11 protein-coding genes and 3 pseudogenes are annotated in these 19291 nt (G+C 68.8%); 8 read left to right on the forward strand and 6 right to left on the reverse strand.

Features of this window, described 5'->3' with window-relative positions; translation table 11 throughout:
• Positions 1-77 precede the first annotated feature (77 nt).
• Positions 78-592, forward strand: a pseudogene (locus AC07CM_RS40620) (LutC/YkgG family protein); the annotation flags it as partial.
• Complete coding sequence (locus tag AC07CM_RS40625; RefSeq protein ID WP_478881554.1) at positions 589-2142, forward strand: alpha/beta hydrolase; 1554 nt, start codon at positions 589-591, stop codon at positions 2140-2142. The pseudogene AC07CM_RS40620 and the gene AC07CM_RS40625, both read left to right, overlap by 4 nt.
• 36 nt (positions 2143-2178) lie before the next feature.
• On the opposite strand, the gene AC07CM_RS40630 is transcribed toward AC07CM_RS40625, so the two are convergent.
• The 4 genes from AC07CM_RS40630 to AC07CM_RS40645 form a co-directional block, all read right to left on the reverse strand.
• Entirely contained in the window at positions 2179-4299 is a 2121-nt protein-coding gene (locus tag AC07CM_RS40630) for an NACHT domain-containing protein (RefSeq protein ID WP_478881555.1), read from the reverse strand.
• Between the two features lie 1223 nt (positions 4300-5522).
• Positions 5523-9764, reverse strand: coding sequence for a trypsin-like peptidase domain-containing protein (locus AC07CM_RS40635; protein WP_478881556.1), 4242 nt, complete (start codon positions 9762-9764; stop codon positions 5523-5525).
• Positions 9731-10078 carry a CU044_2847 family protein gene (locus AC07CM_RS40640; protein WP_478881557.1) on the reverse strand — a complete coding sequence of 116 codons (348 nt, stop codon included), beginning with the start codon at positions 10076-10078 and terminating at the stop codon, positions 9731-9733. The genes AC07CM_RS40635 and AC07CM_RS40640 overlap by 34 nt, the downstream gene beginning before the upstream one ends.
• A gap of 240 nt (positions 10079-10318) precedes the next feature.
• Positions 10319-10888: a phosphotransferase gene (locus AC07CM_RS40645; protein WP_478881558.1), complete on the reverse strand. Its 570-nt coding sequence runs from the start codon at positions 10886-10888 to the stop codon at positions 10319-10321.
• Positions 10889-11215: 327 nt separating this feature from the next.
• Between AC07CM_RS40645 and AC07CM_RS40650 the strand changes: the two genes are divergently transcribed.
• Positions 11216-11518 (forward strand): hypothetical protein, encoded by a 303-nt coding sequence (locus tag AC07CM_RS40650; RefSeq protein WP_478881559.1) that lies wholly within the window; start codon positions 11216-11218, stop codon positions 11516-11518.
• A gap of 801 nt (positions 11519-12319) precedes the next feature.
• Here the strand turns inward: AC07CM_RS40650 and AC07CM_RS40655 are convergent.
• Both AC07CM_RS40655 and AC07CM_RS40660 read right to left on the reverse strand, forming a co-directional pair.
• Positions 12320-13528, reverse strand: a complete 1209-nt coding sequence (locus tag AC07CM_RS40655; protein ID WP_478881560.1) for a cytochrome P450 — start codon at positions 13526-13528, stop codon at positions 12320-12322.
• A 493-nt stretch (positions 13529-14021) separates the two neighbouring features.
• The gene (locus tag AC07CM_RS40660; RefSeq protein ID WP_478881561.1) at positions 14022-14651 is read right to left on the reverse strand and encodes a TetR/AcrR family transcriptional regulator; all 630 of its coding nucleotides are present in this window, start codon (positions 14649-14651) and stop codon (positions 14022-14024) included.
• Positions 14652-14741: 90 nt separating this feature from the next.
• On the opposite strand from AC07CM_RS40660, the gene AC07CM_RS40665 reads away from it, so the two are divergent.
• From AC07CM_RS40665 to AC07CM_RS40685, 5 genes and pseudogenes are all read left to right on the forward strand, one after another.
• Complete coding sequence (locus tag AC07CM_RS40665) at positions 14742-15155, forward strand: DUF4345 domain-containing protein (RefSeq protein WP_478881562.1); 414 nt, start codon at positions 14742-14744, stop codon at positions 15153-15155.
• A 245-nt stretch (positions 15156-15400) separates the two neighbouring features.
• Positions 15401-16129 (forward strand): annotated as a pseudogene (locus AC07CM_RS40670) (MFS transporter); the annotation flags it as partial.
• A 319-nt stretch (positions 16130-16448) separates the two neighbouring features.
• Positions 16449-17231, forward strand: a complete 783-nt coding sequence (locus AC07CM_RS40675; protein ID WP_478881563.1) for a TIGR03084 family metal-binding protein — start codon at positions 16449-16451, stop codon at positions 17229-17231.
• A gap of 221 nt (positions 17232-17452) precedes the next feature.
• A pseudogene (locus AC07CM_RS40680) lies at positions 17453-18683 on the forward strand (ISAzo13 family transposase); the annotation flags it as partial.
• 293 nt (positions 18684-18976) lie between these two features.
• Complete coding sequence (locus AC07CM_RS40685; RefSeq protein ID WP_478881564.1) at positions 18977-19150, forward strand: hypothetical protein; 174 nt, start codon at positions 18977-18979, stop codon at positions 19148-19150.
• Positions 19151-19291: the final 141 nt, after the last annotated feature.

Below are 19291 nucleotides of genomic sequence, written 5' to 3' on the forward strand. Positions count from 1 at the left end.
CTTCGTCGCCCGCAGAGCCAGCTCAGCGTCGCCGCACCAGCCCGACTGAAGCTATGAGCCCATAGGGCCCGTGCCATGGTTCGAAGTCCGTGGTCGTGCCGGAGGGACTGGACCCAAGGTGGCTCACGACGACCGGCGCCGATCAGACTCCGGACACCGCCGAGACCACTCCGTACGACCTCGACGGGGCCGCGCGGGTCGTCACCGGTTGCGCGGTGGCCATCGCCGAGACCGGCACGATCGTGCTCGACGGCGGCCCCGATCAGGGCCGGCGCCGCATCACACTCGTCCCCGACCATCACATCTGTGTCGTCAGGGTTCCGGACCAGGTCGTGCCCTCCGTGCCCCCGGGCGCTCGAACGCCTCGACCCGACCCGCCCGCTGACCTGGATCTCAGCCCCTTCCGTGACCCGACATCGAACTGGACCGGGTCGAGGGCGTGCACGGCCCGCGCACCCTGGAAGTGGTGCTGGTAAGTGCCATCGAGCTCGAGGCTTGTATCCTGAACGCATTCGGCGATCGGACGATCACGGGTACGGGCATGCGGGAACGGGGCGCGCGTCCAAGGGCGGGAGCGCGGGGACTTAGATGAGTGACGCACATCCGATACGCAGCCGCAGGCCAGGCCTCTCGGTCGGCGCGCGCATCATCGCCGGGGTCGTCCTCGCCGCGATCGGGGCCGTCGGCGCCTGGCTCCAGCACGACGCCCCCGGCCGGAGCACGGAGCCGCGTACGGAGTTCACCGCGAACAACCCGCCCGCCGGTCTGCCCACCGCGCTCACCACCGGCCAGCACCTCCACTGGTCCCGCTGCACCTCACCGCCCACCGCGCGCACGGGCTACGACTGCGCCACCATCAAGGCCCCCCTCGACTATCGGAAACCGGACGGCAGAACGATCGACGTCGCCCTGATCCGCCGCAAGGCCACCGGGCCGAACGCCCGGCGCATCGGCTCGCTCGTCCTCAACTTCGGCGGCCCCGGCGTGTCCGGCGTGAGCGGACTGCCTAAACGCCTCAACCAGTACGAGCCGCTCCTCGACCGCTACGACCTGGTCTCCTTCGACCCGCGCGGCGTCGGCGCGACCATCCCCGTGCGATGCGGAAAGACCGCGGACGACACCGGCCACGACGGGGCCGACGCCTGCGCCGAGCACTCCGGAGCGATCCTCCCGTACATCGGCACCTCGCACACCGCGCGCGACCTCGACCTGATGCGCTACCTCCTCGGCGACGAGCGGCTGCACTACTTCGGCGTCTCGTACGGAACGGCGCTCGGCGCGGTCTACGCCCACCTGTACCCATCGCACGTCGGACGGCTCGTCCTCGAAGCGTCCGTCGATCCGACCGAGGACCTCGACGAGGAGCAGGTGTCGCAGGTCAAGGCGGTCCAGGCGGCGTTCGACCGGTTCGCCGCGCACTGCGCGGCCCGTATCCGTCACTGCCCGACCGGCGACGGGCCCGAGGAGGCCGCGCGGCGCATGGCGCGCCTGGCCGACCGCCTGGAGAAGAAGCCGGCCCCGGCCGGCGCCGGAAGGAACCTCGACGCCGACGACCTCGCGTACGCCATCAGCGACCATCTCCGCCTCGGCACGGACGGCTGGACGCCGCTCGCCAAGGCCCTCACCGCGCTGATCGACCACAACGACGGCCGTCCGCTGAGCAAGAGCGCCGACGACATCGGCTCCGCCGACCGCGCGGCGACCCTGCGCGACAACAGCCGCGCCGCCCTGGTCGCGATCACCTGCGCGGACTCCAGCCTACGCCCCGGCTTCGAACGCCTCGCCCGGGACAAGGCCCGCGTCAAAGCCGCCTCACCTGTCTTCGGCACAGCCTGGTCCACCGGCGTCTACCTCTGCTACGACTGGCCGTTCGACGGCGAGCACGCCACCCTCCAGGTGGACGCGGACGGCGCGGCCCCCGTCCTGGTGGTCGGCGGCGCCGGCGACCCGGTCACCCCCTACCCCGGCGCCCGCCACATGGCCCGCGCCCTGGGCGACGGCGTCGGCGTCCTCCTGACGGCCCGGGAGGAGGGCCATGGCACATACCCGCAGAACCGCTGCGTCACGGAGAAGGTCGACCACTACCTCCGCACGGGCCGCACCCCGGCTCCGGGGACGGTGTGCCGGGGCAGCATGTCCTGAGGCTATGTTCCTGGCGGCTGAGTACGTATCCCTCGGTCAGGGCTGGCGTTCTGCGAGGTGCCGTTGAAGATCAAGGTGGCGGAACTGGTACACCGCGCCGACTTGCCGGAGTACGCCTCTCTGTTCATGTGCGTCGGCGAGGAATCTCATGAGTTGCCAGGGCACACGTCCGAGGATCGCCAGGCTGACGCGCGCTACCAGGTAGATCGCCCATACAGCCCTGGAGAGCCCGCTCCAGCTCCCGACCGCCAGCCCCGCGAAGAGTCCCCCAAAGCAGCCAAACCAGAACAGATGCGCTCTTGCCATCCAGATCCCGAACGTGATCCCGAATACGATCCCGGCCGCCACTCCACCTACAAGCGTGATGATCCAGAAAGTATGGCGGTCTCGAGCCAGAACCGCGCGCGGCCCCACTGCCTTGGCGAGGTCCGGCTGTTCCGACGTGAGCCCGGCCCAGAGCCCGAGCACAGGCCCGAGTGTGAGTCCGACGAAGAGTCCAAAGGGGATCGCCGTTCGGAAGCCGTACATGAACCCGGTCGCAAACCAGGCTACGAGCCCGAGCATGAGTCCGGCCGCGAACCAGACGTATCCTCGTCGGCTCCAGCGGATCCCCGCCCGTGGGCCCTTGTCCTGTGCGGTCGAGGCAAGCCAGGCCGTCACCGCTCCGAGTCCGACCGTGAACAAGAGTTGAGTCACAAATACGGCCGAAGGGCTGATCGAGAGATTGGTCAGGGGCGGGTACAGAGATGACACAAGAGTCAGCGCTAACGCGAACTGAAGCGCGCCGAGAAGCCAGTACAGCAGCACGCATACAAGCCCGATCGCGAGTGCGGTGGTGCGTTTTGGGAGGGCCTTGTGGAGTTGCCACCAGGCGAGGTCGGGGGTGCCATCGAGGTTGTGCTGAAGGTGGTGGGCCAGGAAGGCAAGGAAGTGCTGGGCCTTTTTGGGGTCCCAGCGAGAGGGATGTCGGGGGTGGGGGCGGTAGGCGGCGGGGATGAAGGCGGAGAACAGGTGAGCGTCGACGTCTTCGCGGGTGGGGAAGCGGGACTGGTCGAGGAGTTCGTCGGGATCGGGGATGTGAGTGGAGTCCTCGGCGGGGCGGGGGTTGTAGATGGTGCGGGCCAGGAACAGCCCGAGCGGGGTACTCAGCGCCTGGGAGGCGGGAACGTGAGTGCCCAGTGATGCGGTGATGCGGTTCCAGCGGGCTGCGGCCTGGGTGCCGGGGCCGCCGGCGTCGCGCTCCAGGTACGCGGCCGCTTTTGCGGGATCCAGGGGCAGGAGGCGGATGCCGGCAGCTCCGTTCAGGAGCACGGTGGTCCCCGTTGGTGGGGTTAGGGCGTTACGAAACTCGGCGGTGCGGCTGGAAAGTACCAGTGGCTGTCCGGCTGGTAGTGCCTCGTTGATGGCTTGCAGGGCTCGGGCGCGCATGGCTTCGGGGAGTTCGTCCAGGCCATCGAGGATGGGCAGGATCAGTCGTTGGTCAAGCAGGGCGCGTGCCTGGGTGCTGGGAGTGGGCTCTGGGAGGTTGGCAGGGGCATGTAGAGCGGGGTGGTCTCGGGCGAGTTGGTCGGCCATCCATGCGTACAGGTCCTGCCGCTCCGGGTCCCAAGAGGCCAGGGCGCACAGGACCGGGACAGGGCCGCCGGGCGGGCGGCGTTCGAGCAGGGCCAGAAGGAGGCGGATGAGAAGCATGGTCTTGCCAGTGCCGGGCTCGCCGAGAACCACCAGGCGGCGGGTGGGGACGCGCTCGAAGACCTTGTCGATGTCGGCTCCCTTGCCTGACAGCCCCTCCGAATTGACAGCCCACATCGAGTTGGCTGGGGACTGACCAGGCCAGCCCCCAGCCAACTCCTTCAAGCGCGACCAAGACTCGACCAGATCCGCGTCAGCCGCCTCCCATTCGACCGACAGCGGGAATGGGTCGTTGAGGCGGCGTAGCTGCGCCTCGGCCTCCCACTGCTGGCGCGTCCCCTGAACGAGTTGGTCGGCCATGTCCTCCAGCCGGCCGGGGGCTGGTCCGGTCTTGCCGGGGCGGAGCACGGCGACCACTGTGGTGGGTAGCCCCAGCAGGCCGGTGAACATACCGATCACGGTGCCTGGATCGTTGATTGGATGGCCGCGTGTGTACCACGCCAGGAATGCCACGACCAGGCCCACATACAGCGGTCCAGCCCACTTGGGTACACGTCTCACAAGGTGATCATGCCGGAACCCGGACGACATTCCTGGGATCCGACAGGTCGGTGACGGCAACTTCTGTATCGGTGGAGGCCAATGCATTCATCTCAGCGGCGGTCCACTCTCGAAGAGCTGCTCCAGGTCCGAGCGGAGCTTCGGGGGAGCAGCACGACCGCAGCTCCCGATGCGTCGACGGCGGCTTGCAACACGAACGGCTCCGTTCGGCCGCTGTGAGGACTGGTGGCCGCCACGCTGGGGGCGCCGGACTGATCGCGCTCTTCTGTGCGCACGGCCTGCAGTCCATGGTCGGTGCTGTCTCTCCTGAGCTGATCTGGGATGGAGCCCGACGCCACGGCCTGTGACCTGGGCTCTTCAGCAGGACGTGTGCTGGAGAACCGATAGAGATCTTGGTGTGGGGTAGCCCACGGGTAAATGGTCGACAACCTGGCAGGCAGGAGCGAGTCGCGAGATGAGCTACGCAGCGTCTATCCCCGCCGCCAGTTAGCCACCGCAGCTGGAACCCAAACCGTGGGGCACGTCAACCTGTCACCCAAACCTGCAGCAGACCCTGGAGACGCCTGTCATCCTGCGCATCGCCCCCGCTCCGAGGCAGCAGTTCAGCTCCGAGCGGGAACTGATGCGCAACGAGGCGGCCACCATCCCCTACCTCTCCCCCATCGCCGGCCTCATCCCGCGCGTCCTGTTCGCCGACTGGTCACAGGAGATCACCGGCCGGGACTGGATCGTGCAGAGCCACCTCACCGGTGTGCCCGCCCCCGAGCGTCTCGGTGCCTACCCCCGCGACCTCTGGCCCGGCTTCTTCGCCCAGCTCGGCGAAATCACGGCACGCGTTCACGCCGTCCGCGGCCCGCACTTCGGTCCGGTCGCGGGGCCTGGACATCCCACCTGGAGCGCCGCCGTAATCGCCTCCCTCCACCCATCGCCGACGATCTGGAGCATCTCGGCCTGGACGCAGCCGACGTACGCAAGGCCGCCGACCTCGCCGCAGAACACCACCGTGCCCTCGACGAGATCACCCAACCGCGCCTGCTCACCGGAGACCTGTGGCCCGTTCACTAGGCAAGTCGGTTGTCGGAACCGGGATTGTCGAGTCCCGCAGGCATCCGTACAACGTTGTCCCGGGCGTCGGGCTCGCATGCGTGCTGCCTCGAAGTCAGAAGAGGCCTCGTGGAACGTGGTTGTCAGGAACCTGAGAGTGTGGGGCGTCGACGCTGCGCACCGTCCCTTGTCCACTCGAGGGTGAGGAGGTCACCGTTCATCCCCAGAACAATGAACGGGCCGGAAGCGGCAATGGTGTTCACGGTCAGCGGGACGTGAATTGCCTCGACGCAGGCGTTCGTGGTCAGGTCCCACGCGCGCACGGGGTCGTCGTGGAAGCCACTGGTGACGGCGTGGGGTCGGCCGTCGATGATGGTGCAGGCCAGGGCGCGCACCGCGCCGCTGTCGAGGGTGGCGCGGGCAGGTTGTGACGTGTTCGCGGTCAGATCCCAGATGCGCGTCTCGGCCCTCGCGCCGAAGTTGCCGCCAGTGACGAGGTGAGGGCGCCCGTCGATGACGGTGCACGCCAGCGCGCGCACCCCTCGGCTATGTCCGGTGCGCAGCACCGTGCGCACGGCCTGCCCTGGCTCGGCCGTCAGATCCCACACCCGGACTGTTTCGTCCATGAAGCAGCTGGTGATCGCGTGAGGGCGCCCGTCGATGATGGTGCAGGCCAGGGAGGTGACCCGGTCGGGGTGACCGGTACGGAAGGTGGCGCCTGCGGCCTGCCCTGGCTCGGCCGTCAGATCCCACACGCTCATGGTGGTGCCGCCGCCGGCCACAGCGTGCGGGCGTCCGTCGATGAGTGTGCATGCTATGGCGCTCACCGGGCCAATGCCGGTGTGGAGTGCGGCGCGCGCGAGGTGCGGCGGATTAGCCGTCAGGTCCCACACCTGCATGGTGTCTGACAGGGAATCGCTGGTGAGTGCGTGCGGTCGTCCATCGATGCCGGTGCAGGCCAGCGCGTCCACTGTGCCTCCGGTCCGGACAACGCGCCTGTTGTCCGGACGGTCGGCGGTCAGGTCCCATACGCGCATGGTGTCGTCGGAGCGGTCCGCACCGCCGGACACCGCGTGGGGTCGGCCGTCGATGACGGTGCAGGCCAGCGCGTTGACGACGCCGCTGTGGCCGCTCACTGCAGCCTGGGGCTGCGCATCGACAGTCAGGTCCCATACCCGGGCGCCCCGTCCGCCACCGGAGGTGATGACGTGCGGCCGGCCGCGGACGGGGGTACACACGATCATGCGTACCCCGCCAATGTGGCCGGTCCGCAGTTCGCTGCGCACGGCACCGTTCTCGAGATCCCACACGCGCACAACGTCGGTCAGGTACCCGGCTGTGACGGCGTGCGGGCGCCCGTCGATCTGAAGGCAGTCCAGCGCGACCACTCCGCGGTCTTCATCGACCGCCAGTTCGGCGCGCTTGACGTTCCTCTCGAGATCCCACACGCACAGGGCGCCGTCGCCGAACTCCCCACTTCCGACTGCATGTGGCCTCCCGTCGATGACGGTGCAGGCCAGGACGCGCACGCCACCGGACTGGCCGGTCCGGAGCTCGGCGCGCAGGATCTCGCCGGCCAGGTCCCAGACGCGTATCACGCCGTCGTAGCCGCTGAGCAGGGCATGGGGCCGTCCCTCGATGAGGGTGCAGGTGATCGTCGCGACGCCCTCGTCGCGGCAGACCGGCAGTTCGGCGCGCAGGGTGTTGTCTTCTAGGTCCCAGACGCGCACACAGCGCTGCGCGCTGACCAGGGCATGGGGTCGTCCCTCGATGCTGGTACAGGACAGGGCGCCGACGTCGTGGCTGTGGCCGGTCGCTAGTTCGGCACGCAGCACGTTGTCATCCAGGTCCCACACGCGCACCCCGTCGTCGTTGTAGCGCGCCGTGACTGCGTGGGGGCGTCCGTCGATGACAGCGCAGGCCACCACGGGCATTCCCAGCGGGCTGGGACTGGGACCGTTCGGCAGTTCGGCCCGCATCTCGTCGCTGTCGAGGTCCCATACGTAGATGGCGTCGTCGCGCAGCTGGCCTAGGCAGACGGCGTGGGGACGCCCGTCGATCAGGGTGCAGGCCACCGCATTGGTTCCACGCCGGGTCACCGACGCGGTCAAGGCGGGGTGAACCACGCCTCCGGTGGCCCAGCGCGGCTGCCATAAGCGGCCGGAGGCAAGTCGGTCGCTCAAGTTTCCGTCCCCGTAGCGTGCGGCGTCGATGGCGAGCAGCCCGCGGCGGTCGTGCGGCGCGAGGTGGCGCAGCAGGTGGGTCGAGGTTGTGTAGATCGCTGCGGTCCGTCGGGCGGGTTCGGATCGGGCGTGCCGGAGGTGGGGAGTGAGGTTTTGGGGTGTGGCGTGGACGAGGTATCCGGCGTCGGTGGTCAGGGCGTCGAGCTGTCCGGCAGCGGCTGCGTGATCGGACAGGTGGTCACGGGTGTAGGAGTCGGCGGTGGACCAGTCCCGCTGCCCGTCGTGCACTGGCACGGCGTCCATGAGCGCGGCCGTGATCGCAGCCTCGGGTGCATGATGGACACGCTCGCACTCCTCTCGGAGATGCTGGTCGAGCGCGTCGTGGAAGAGTCGGTACGTGTGTGGTCCCGAGTCCTCGTGAGCGCGCTCGACGAGGTAGTTGGCCGCGCTGTCGAAGATCTTCTCCAGATCGCGGGCCGTGTGCCCGGCGCCGAAGCCGAGGCCGTCGGCCATGGCCAGCCAGGTGCTGCTGCGGGGCAGGCCGTCGCCGCGGGCGTAGGCCAGCGCGGTGAGCAGGCGCCGGACGGTCTCGGTGTCGGGACCGCAGGTGTCGAGGTAGGCATCCATCGCCTGGCCGATGGTCTCGGGTAGTCCGTCCTCCCAGCCGCGGCCGCCCGGATCGGCTCTTTGCGCAGTGCGGCGGGTCAGCCATCCGGCGGTGAGCTGGGCGATCAGGAAGTTGTAGCGGGCCGAGCGGGCCACGGCCTCGCCGATGGACGCCAATTCGGCTCGCGGGTACGCGCGGTACCGGTCCGCGCCCGCCTTCTCGCTGGCCAGGCGGCGTGTGACGTAGTCGGCGATGTCGGGGCGGTGTAGGTACCGGCTGTCCTCCAGGTCGATGCGTGGGACGCTGCGGCCGAAATTGCTCAGGATCCGCTCCCTGCGCGTACCGCTGGGTGCAGTACGCACCGCGGCCAGTACCCGGACCCGGCCGGTGTGGGCCAACTGCCGCAGCAGGGTGGCGATCTGCAGGGACTCCTCCAGGCTGGCAGCCTCCTCCACCGCATCGGCCAGCACGCAGAATTGCGCGGTGGGCGGGAACTCCCCCACTGCGGCGAGCAGTTCGAGGGGCTCGCCCGCAGCAACACCGAAAACACCGGCAAGCTGCGCTGTCACGTCCCCGCGGGTACGCCCTCTTAGGTGGAGCGCGACGTCCACGGAGCCGGTCGGCGGGCGCGGGCCATCGGTGGGCACAGTCGGAGCGAGCAGGGGGTCGGCCGAGACCAGTGAGTGTGCAAGGAGCGCCGATTTGCCGCTGCCCGGACCACCGGTCACCAACAGGATCGGGTATTCGGCGAGGTCCCGTTCCTCCAACCAGGCGCTGATGACGCGACGGGCCTCGGTACGGCCCGTGAAGAACCACTCGCCGGTGTCGGAATCGATCTCGGAACCGCGTGCCCGTGGACGCCAGTGCGTGCGATAGCTGGTGTCCAGGTCCAATCGCCAGCCGCAGTTGCGCCGCACCTCGGGCCAGAGCGTCCGCAGGTAGGACATGGGCAGCATGTGTCCCGTCCGGGTACGGGGATCGTCGCGCATCACGACGAGACCGACCACGGCCTCCCTGCTGTGGTCGAAGACGGGCGCGCCGGAGAAACCCACCTCGATCGCCCAGCCAGTCGAACTTTCCGCGTCCAGCTGTACCCACGGTCCCTCCCGTCCACTAGCCCCTCGCAGTACACCGGTTGCCTGCCGGGCCGTCGGATCACCATGGGGGAAACCGTGGACGGAGAACCGGTGACCGCTCAGCGCGGGGGGACATGCCAGCGGAGCCGGGGTGCAGTCGACGGGCGACTCCAGTTCCAGCAGTGCGACGTCCCCGGAATCATCCGCCGCGATCGGCACCCAACCCACGACTGTGCCTCGCATCCGCCCACCCGCAGCACCAGGCTCACCAGCGAAGGGGAACTCGATCTCGACCTCCTCGGCATGCGCCAGGTCGAGGCCAGGTGCTGGAAGCGGTCGGCCGAGCTGCTGCTCCAGGACATGGGCACAGGTCACCACATGTCGGGGCCCGACGAGTACGCCAGCTCCCGCAACGCTGTCACCGTACGGGTGCGGAAACCGGACCAGCCACGGCGGACGCTCCGCGAGCCGGCTTGCCAGGCCCGTCATTCCGTCGTCGTCCCGGCCGTGTTCCGCCATACCACCTTGACGTTCAGATGCGCACTCGTTCCTGCCGACACCAAAGTCGCACCGAACTTCCCGTCGACTGCCACCCCGAAGGTCACCTCCACCTCCTCGGGCGGCGGGTCGATCGCTCGCAGCTGAGCCAACGCCCCCTCGGCGGCCGACCGTACGCCCGCCAGGGCGCCTTGCCAGGTGTCCGACGCCGCCCGGGCAATGCGTTCCCCCGCGCCCGCCCGGACCAGTCCGTTGCCGCCCTCGCCACTCGTCCCGTCCGGGACCTCAACGTAGACGCGTCCGTCCTGACCGGCCGCGAACTCCAATACCGTCACTCGCACGCACCTCCGTAGACAAGTTTCCCATCTTGCTGCCGACTTTGCGGAGTTGTGGAGGTAGCAGGCCGAAACGCTTGAAGCTACCGCGCCCTTCCTGTCGAGGGCCACGCTGCGGCGGCCGGTACGACCAGCTACGGCGCCGCCCCAGCAACACACGCTTCGTCCGATTCTGCGCGCCGGCCCGCGCGCAGCTGGTCGGCATCGGGGACGTCCTTGTCGAAGTAGCTGAGCCCGTCTTCAGGCGACGGTGGCGAGGATCTGCGCCATCGACTCGTAGCTGTTCCGCACACTTTCACTGTTGCCGAGGCGGTGGCGCTCCAGGCGGAGGGCACCGAGATGTCGGGCTTCGTAGATCTTCGAGCGCCAGGTCGCGGCGTCGGTCCGGTCCAAGGGCCCGTAGGTGTCCCAGAATCTCCGTCGCTCGTCGGGCTTGGCCGTGACCATGCGGATGGTCCAGTCGGCCGCAGGGTCTCCCCACCATGTCCGGTCGAAGTCGTACACACCGATGATCACGGGCTCCGAGGCATGGTGATCAAGCTGTGTGTTGGGGAGCCACAGATCTCCCGCGAGCATCCGGGGCTCAGTGATCTCGTCGAGGACGGCCTGGTGGTGGTGTGCCGCCGTGATGACCTTGCGGACATCGGACGCGTCGAGGCCGATGCCCTCCAAATCTGCGGCGATGTCCTCGAAGGAGGCGGCGAGCGCCTCGCTCCACCTGCCGTATGTCGGACCGGTGATGGGCCCGAAGGAGGGGCCGCGGACGTCGTGGACGCGCCGTGCGATCTCGCCGAGCTGCCGGTAGTACACCGGTCACGTCGAGCGCGGGTACGGATCCGGCTTCTCGGCTTCCGGCCCGTCATGGGGCTGACGCGGAAGAACAGGTTCAGGCGAGGGTCAGGCAGCACCTCGGGCGGCGGGATGATGATCGGTGTGCCGTGCCGAGCACGGTTCCGGGCGGCCCGTTCATGGATGTTACCGATGGCTGCGAATACCTCGTCGGCGAGGCCCGGCAGCGGCTTGAGGAAGTCGTAAGACTCGGCTCTCAACACCCATCGCTGTACTCCTCGTCCAAGTCCCCTCCAGAGCAGTCGAATCCGACAACTCCAGGGAGCCTAGTGAAGGCCCGTCAACACCATGCTGGACTCCAAGGCACCCGAACCGGTGATCACCGGGGTCCTCGACCTGGACCGCACTCTCTTCGGCGATCCGGCCGCCGACTGGACCATCCGCATGGCCAGCGCCAAGCAGGACGAGCGCACCGCGTTCTGGGACACCTACGGCCCCCGCGACACCTCCGCCGCGGCCACCTGGCGCTCCCTCGTCTACGAAGCCCGCCACCTGGGCGCCATCCGCCTGGAGCGGCACCGTCTCCACAAGAACGACGGCGTCCGCGACACCTGCACCTCCATGGCCGCCGTTCAGACCCAGCTGACCTGACACGAGGAGACGAACCACATGCCGTATCGGCCCGTGACGAAGGAGGAGGCGCTGCGCAGCTACGGCGCTGCCGCTCTCGCCCACGAACGCATGACGGCTGGTGGCACGGTCGAGCCCGGCTGGTCCGGCCCCGCCAACGTGCAGAGCAGCCTCGCCTCCTGGTACGGCATCGATGGTCCGCACGGCCAAACAGGGCTCCACACTCGCGGGCATGATGGACGCCTTCTCCTCGACCATCACTCGAGGCCTCTAGCACGGAGTTCCGCCACGGCGCCTGTCACTCGATCGGTGGCCACCCTGAAGATCCTCAGTTTCCGGGGGCAGCGCGTCGGTAACCGCGCCGCTGGCTGCCGCCGCGGCAGCTTGGACGGCAAGGGGCACGACAACGGTGGTGACGGTCTCCAGGAGACCTGGGGTGTGTGCGGCAATCCATTGACGCAAGCGGGCGCCGATACCTTGGACGGGGCGGCCGGCGTCGGCCTCGGACTGCAGTACGTCGAGGAGCGCGTCCGCCTCGGCGCGGTTGCCGCCTTCTGCGCGGGCGGCGATCTCGCGCCGCAGGTTGGTAAGGGCTTTGTGCAGGTTGGCCGGGTGGTGGGTGGTGGGTGGTGTGGTTCGCCTGGTGCTGCTCGACGGTGTGGCCGGCTCCGACCTGGGAGCCGGTGACCGCGCCGCCGATGCTGATGCTGAAGTGGTCTCCCGTGGGCGGTTGCTGTGTGCCCAGTCGGCCGTGTTGAAATCAGCGACGCACAGACAGGGAGAAAGAAAGTTCGCAATCCCCGGCGCAGTTGCGGAAGTCGCTCACCAGGCGACGGGCAGTTCGGTGAGGGAGTGGAAGACTGGATGTTCGCGAAGGCGGAGCTGGCCGACCTCGCAGGCCAGGCGGAGCGTCGGCAGCGTGGTGAAGAGCGAACCGAGGGCGAGCGTCACCTCCAGACGCCCCAGCGACGCGCCGAGGCAGAAGTGGGCGCCGTGGCCCCACAGCAGATGACCGGAGGCGTCCCGGTGGATGTCAAGGCGCTCGGGTCGGTGGAAAACCGTGGCGTCGTGGTTGGCGGCGAGCAGGCTGATCATCACCGACTCGCCCTCGCCGACCAGGGTCTCGCCGATCCGGACGTCCTCCGTGGCCTGGCGTACGACGCTGTCCTGGATGATCGACCAGAACCTCATCGATTCCTCCACGAACTCCGGCAGCAGGGCCCCGCCGCTGGCGAGGACCTCCGCGCGCAGCCCGTCGTCGGTCAGCAGGCTCAGCGCGCTGAAGGCGATCTGAGTGGCCGTCGACTCATGGCCCGCGATGAGCAGCAGTTTCAGGATTCCGAGGAGGTCGGCGCGGTCGAGTTCGCCGGTGGCCACGTGATTGGTGACCAGACGGCTGACCAGGTCGTCGCCCCGTTGCTTCTCCTTGGCGCGCGCGGTGTCGTCCAGGAAGGCGATGATCCGGTGGTGCGCCGCCAAGGAGAGCGCCGGGTCGCCATCCGTGAGCAGGATCCGGGTCTGCTCCAGGAAGAAGGCGGTGTGCTCGTCCGGTATCCCCAGCAGCCGGGCGATGACCAGCGCCGACACATGGGCCGCGAAGTCCCGCACCAGGTCAGCGGGGTGCGGACCGGCCGCCAGGGCGTCGGCCGCCCGGTCGGTCAGCTCCTGGAGCCGGGGCCGCAGCATACGCACCCGGCGCGCCGTGAACTCGGGGGCGACCATTCTGCGCAGCCGGCCGTGCTCCGGATCGTCCATGCGCAGGAACCCGCTCGGCCGGTCGTCGGTGGGCACGGGGATGCGCAGCGGAAAGCCGGGCCGGGTCTCGTCGGCGCTCAGCCGGGGATCCTTGAGCGCGGCCTTCACGTCCTCGTGGCGGGTGATCAACCAGACCAGCTGTTCCTCACCGGCGACCGCCGGCAGCCGGACCAGCGTCGGCGGCCCGTCACGGACGACACCCAGAGCCGGTGGCGGCGACAGCGGACAGACGCGGGCCAGCGGCCAGTCCAGCACACTGGGGTATGCAACGCGCACGGTCTCCCCTTCATGGTGAACGAATGCCCGCGCCACACGTCGTCCCCGGCGGCGGTGCTCCGACCGGGCCACACAAGCACCGCCGGCTGACATCCCGGTGACCAGCCACTGACCCGACCTCCCGCCGCTGGTTCACCTGAGGGCGGGGCCCGGCGAGCCGGTCCGGTCACTCGGCCACCGGGTGAAGTCCTTCGCGGTGAAGGTGGGGTGAGCGTCGGCATGAGGTGGCAGCTCACCCTCGGCAAGGATCGTGTCCCGGGTGATGCGGCACGCCGCGGCTGCGGCGTCGGACGCGACCGAGGGCAGGTGCCTGTGGTTCTCGTCATCGACGATCTCGGCGTCGACGACGTCTGCGAGGTCAGTCGCTTCGGCCGCTGCCAGTCACGGGCGTCGCTCCTGCGGTTCGCTTGCGCCGCTAAGTTTCAAGCACTGAAACCTTGCTGACGCGGGGTTTACTGACGGATCCTCACTCCCTCACATTCTGACGGCGGACCTACGCGCGTGGGCTGGGCCGCTGCGGCGCCCAGTCGGGGGCGGGGTCCTCGGCGAGCAGCGGCCGGAGCGCGCCGAGGACCGCGCCGATGCAGACGTCGCGCAGCTGGGTGCGGGTACAGGTCTCGCGGGTGAGCCAGTCGACGCAGAGGACCTGGACGAAGACCAACCAGCTTTTCAGGACGCCGGACACGGCCTCGCGGGCACTCTCTTCCGCGAGTGGGAGTACGGCCAGTAGGCGCGTGCGGAGTGTGTCCAGTTCGTTCGCCATGATCGTCTGGATCACGGGATCGCCCGCGAGGACACGATTCGCGGCAAGGACGGCGTGGCGGTTCGCCACGAAGTAGTCGAGATGGACCTCCATGCCCTGGATGAGCTGATCCACCAGACAGTCCGCGGGGTCAAGCCGGGTCTCGGCGAGCAGCCGGTCCGCAGCCTGCTGATAGACGGCCGCGAAGAGGGCGTGCTTGCTGGGGAAGTGACGGTAGAGCAGGGCGCGGGAGACTCCGGCCGCTTCGGCGACCTCCTCCATCAGGACACCGTCGTACGGGCGTGTGGCGAAGAGTCGCGCTCCGACGGTGAGGAGCTGGGCGCGGCGGTCGGCGGGACTGAGCCGTTGGCGGGGAGGCACGAACGAAGGTTACTTGACACACGTCTACTAGTGCATCCAGTCTAGTAGACACATGTCAACTAAGCGGGACCGGCGCAGCTCGGAGGGATCATGGCAAGGACTCTGCGCATACTCACCACGTTGATGGGCTGGTCCAGTGTGGTGATCGGCCTGTACCACGTGCTCCTCGGGAACGAGGCGATCCCCGGAGCCGGTTCTGCCGGCACGACGGTCGACAGCTGGGGCCGGTTCATGGGGGCCAGCTTCGTCGGCTATGGGCTGGCGTGGCTCTGGACCGCACGGCAGCGGCCCATCCCGGCTCGGGCGGTGCGGTGTCTGGCCGGCGTGTTCCTGCTGGGCGGCCTGGGCCGGCTGCTCTCGCTCGCCGTGCACGGCTGGCCGCATTGGTTCCAGGTCGCGCTGGCCGTCATCGAACTCACCCTGCCCCCGGTCCTCTTCTGGTTGGCCGGCGCGGATGAGCACACGCCGCGCAGCAATGCGGAGACCGTCACCACCGGGCAATGAACGCGCCTCGAGGCGACAAGCCGGGCCCGGCTCCCCATTGACCGCGCCTATCGAACGCTTTGGCGGGCTGAGGGCGGGGATGTGTTCTTGGTGGAGGGCACGCTGCCGGGCTGGGTGTTCGCCTGCGGCTGGGCCCGGGCGGGGGTCGGCGTGGAGCAGCTTCGAGCGGTGGCGCCTCTGGTGGGGCTGCTTGCCGATAGCCGGGCCCGCACGCAGCCTCCTCCCAGCCGCAGTCCCGGCGCTGAATGTGGCTGGCTGCCTGGCCCGGCATCGCGGCCATGGCCCTGTCGAACGAGCCCACGCCGCTGTACGTGCTGTGGCAGCACCAGATCGGCTTCACCGCCGAGACCCTGACGTTGGTCTACACCGGATACATCGCCGGACGGCTGATCCCCCTGTCTCTCGGCGGCCCGTTGGCCGACCGGTACGGGCGACGTCCGGTGCTGGTGCCGGGCCTTGTTCTCGGGCTGGTGGCCACCGCGCTGTTCATCACCGCGCACTCGGTGTTGGGCTCGGGCTGGCCCGGCTGTTGAGCAGCATCTCGGTGGGAGCGGTGCTGTCTGCGGGCATGGCCGCCGTCTCCGACCTTGCCCCCGCGGGAGAGAAAAGCACGCCAGCCTCATCGCCTCGACGTCGATGGTGGCCGACACGGCCTTCGGGCCGCTGCTGACCGGCGTACTCTCCCAGACCCTGCCCGCCCCGGACGTCACTGTCTTCGTTGTGCAGCTGTTCCTGCTGCTGGTCCTGCGGATGCCGCTACCCCCACCAGCATGGACGCGCTTGTCGCAGGTGGGCGGTGCTGCGGCTGCCGTCCGCGCCCCGGCCCGACCGGCGTGCACTGTGGGTGAGCCTGGGCGTGTTCGCCTCGGCGATCACGGCCACCGCCTTCGGACAACCGGCTGCTGTCCGGGGGCCTGATCTTCTTGCTGTTCGCCGCGGCCACCGGGATCCAGTTCGCGCTGCGCCGGCTGCGCGGACCGGTGCTGTTCCAGGTGAGGGTGTGTTCGCGTCCACCGCGCCGCACTACGCCGCTCACCGGCCCCGCTACGCACCTGAGTTCTACACCCTGCTCGGCGATCACTACGGCCTCGACGGCACCTAGCGGGTACTCGCCCTCGGCGCCGACCCCGGCATCTCAGAGCCGACTCCGCCGAGTCCTCCCCGGGCCCGACGGCACGTCAGGCAGGGAGCGGAACATGCCGAGGCGACACCAGCCGACGCCGCAGCCTCGTGGTGCGAGTGCTGCGCCTGACCAGGCGATCACGCCGGTGATGGTCAGCAAGGAGTGGCACCATGGCGCACATGTTGAACTACAACCTCGCCGTCCCCGATGTAGATGACGCCGGCGTCCTGCCCGCGCTGGTCGCTGAGGGCGACGAACTCGACGTCCTGGTCAGGGCAGTGGACGACTGGTCCATACCGACACCGGCACCGGGCTGGACGGTCGCCCACCAGATAGCCCACCTCGCGTGGGCGGACGCGAACGCACTCAGCGCCTTACGTACTCCAGACGCGTTCGACGCCGAGCTCAGGCGGGCGGAAGCCGAAGGCAGCGGGTACGCAGACAGGGCCGCCGCCGTGGGAGCGGCCAAACCGCGGTCGGTACTCCTGGACGAGTGGCGGGCCGGTCGAGCGGAACTGACGGCGGCACTGCGCGACACGCCATGGGACCACGCATTCCCCTGGTACATGTCGAAGGTGACCCCGGCCCTGATGGCGCCACTTCGTCTGATGGAAACCTGGGCACACGGGCAGGACGTCTTCGATGCTGTGGGCGTGGCGCACCGCCCGACGGATCGACTGCAGCACGTGGCGTCGCTGGGGGTGTTGGGACGGGGGCTGTCCTTCGCCGCCGTCGGACTGCCTGAGCCGGCGGACCCCTTCCGCGTCGAACTGGCGGCACCTGACGGACGGACCTGGGTGTGGGGCCCCGAGGCTGCCGCGCAACGGGTACAGGGCGGCGCCATCGACTTCTGCCTGTGTGTCACCCGGCGTCGCCCCTGGTCCCAAACCGACCTGACGGCGACCGGCGAGGACGCTCAGAAGTGGCTGGAGGTGGCGCGCGTCTTCCTCTGACAGCGTGTCGGGGCGTCTGGTCATGCGAAACGCGTGACGGTTGCGATCTGCCCTCCGGACACGGCGACGGCCCCGGAATGATCGCGTGGTGTGTGCCAGTGCGACAATTCCGCGGCCGTCAGCGGCCCATGCTCGGCGCAATCAACCGGCCGTCCGACAGGCCCTTAGGGCTTGCCGGGAAACAAGTCGTGGCTTCCGGCTCTGGGACTCGTTGTTCTGGTATGGGGAGACCGGAGGGGATCGAGGCCGTCCTGGCTGCGAAGTTCCAGGTGTTGTTGCCGCATCTGGACGAGCGTCAGCGTCGGCTGGCCATAGGGGCGGAAGCGCGGTCGCTGGGGCATGGTGGGATCAGGCTCGTCGCTGCTGCGGCCGGGGTTCGGGAAGGCACGGTCTCGCGCGGAGTGGCTGAACTGGTCTGGTCAGGCTCCGTTGGGGCGGGTCCGTCATCCTGGCGGGGGCCGGAAGAAAGCGACCGAGCTGGATGCGGGGCTGCGGCCGGCGCTGCTTGCGTTGGTCGAGCCCGACGAGCGGGGCGATCCGATGTCGCCGCTGCGCTGGACGACGAAGTCGACCCGGAAGCTGGCAGCGGCGCTGACCCGGCAGGGCCACCGGGTCTCCGCTGACACGGTCGCCGGCCTGCTGCGGGAGGAAGGCTTCAGTCTGCAGGCCAACGCCAAGACCATCGAAGGCTCTCAGCGCCCGGACCGGGATGCCCAGTTCCGCTACCTCAACGAGCGGGCGCGCGACCACAGGGACGCGGGAGACCCGGTGATCAGCGTGGACACCAAGAAGAAAGAACTGATCGGCGACTACAAAAACGCCGGGCAGGAATGGCGGCCCGCAGGGCAGCCCGTGAGGGTCAAGACGCACGACTTCCCAGGCCAAGCTGAGAAGGCGATCCCCTACGGAATCTATGACATGGCGGCGAACACCGGCTGGGTCACCGTCGGCACCGATCACGACACCGCGGCGTTCGCCGTTGCCTCGATCCGGCGCTGGTGGCAGGCCCGTGGCCGGCACGACTACCCCCGCGCCCGCCGGCTGCTGATCACTGCCGACGGCGGGGGCTCCAACGGCTACCGCACCCGCGGCTGGAAGACCCATCTGGCCGACCTCGCTGCCGAGACCGGCCTTGGGATCACGGTGTGTCACCTGCCGCCCGGCACATCGAAGTGGAACAAGATCGAGCACCGGCTGTTCTCCTACATCACCATGAACTGGCGCGGCAGGCCCCTGACCAGCCATGAAGTCATGCTCCAGACCATCGCCGCGACGACCAGCCGCACCGGTCTGACCGTGCATGCCGAACTCGACAGCGGTGAGTACCCCACCGGCATCCGCATCAGTGACGAGGCCATCGCCGCCCTGCCGATCACACGCCACCGCTTCCACGGAGACTGGAACTACACCTTTCACCCTGAGGATGACCGGCCACCCCCAAACCTTCCCCGGCAACGTCAGAGGTCGGCCGACGGCTCTCACTCCCTCACGCCACACGACCTGCAGCCACATCTGAGGAGTATCTGCACACGCGAAACCCAGACTTCGCGCTGGCCGGGAATGGGCCGTACCTGGTTGACCGCGTCGACGGAAGCCTGCACCAGATCGGTGTCGTCTCTGCAGTAACGAAAGCGTGGGAGGCGGACTACCGAGTCCGCATTCGAAGGCAGGTCACGCGGACCGCAGTGGACGATCTACACGATGAGGTCCGGGCGGTGGCAGGCACTCGGGGGAGGATTCATGCCATGCACACCCTTCGCCAAAAGGTGCCAGTGCTCTCCCACGCTCAGATCATCGAGTACGTGACCGCCCTGCAACACGGCGATGCTCCGGCGCACCTCGTAGAGGTCTCCTCCAGGGAGCTGGTGCCGCCTACCGACCCGTCCGTGGTGACCATCCGCAGAGCCGCGAACCGTTGAGGTTCCTGACAGCAGCAGCTGCCATCACGAAGCGAGGAGAACTCGCTTACCTGTTGACTGAACTACGTGTGGAGTTTTCGCAGGTCAGTGACCTGATGGTGGATTCCTCGTTGGTCTGGCCGTGGAATCATCGAGAGACCT

Source organism: Streptomyces sp. NPDC044061 (assembly GCF_056434305.1).

Bases quoted from the DNA above. Each gene is read 5' to 3' on its own strand.
- AC07CM_RS40675 (WP_478881563.1), top strand. From the start codon at position 16,449: ATGGCGCACATGTTGAACTACAACCTCGCCGTCCCCGATGTAGATGAC.
- AC07CM_RS40665 (WP_478881562.1), top strand. From the start codon at position 14,742: ATGGCAAGGACTCTGCGCATACTCACCACGTTGATGGGCTGGTCCAGT.
- AC07CM_RS40625 (WP_478881554.1), top strand. From the start codon at position 589: ATGAGTGACGCACATCCGATACGCAGCCGCAGGCCAGGCCTCTCGGTC.
- AC07CM_RS40650 (WP_478881559.1), top strand. From the start codon at position 11,216: ATGCTGGACTCCAAGGCACCCGAACCGGTGATCACCGGGGTCCTCGAC.
- AC07CM_RS40635 (WP_478881556.1), bottom strand. From the start codon at position 9,764: ATGGCGGAACACGGCCGGGACGACGACGGAATGACGGGCCTGGCAAGC.
- AC07CM_RS40685 (WP_478881564.1), top strand. From the start codon at position 18,977: ATGCACACCCTTCGCCAAAAGGTGCCAGTGCTCTCCCACGCTCAGATC.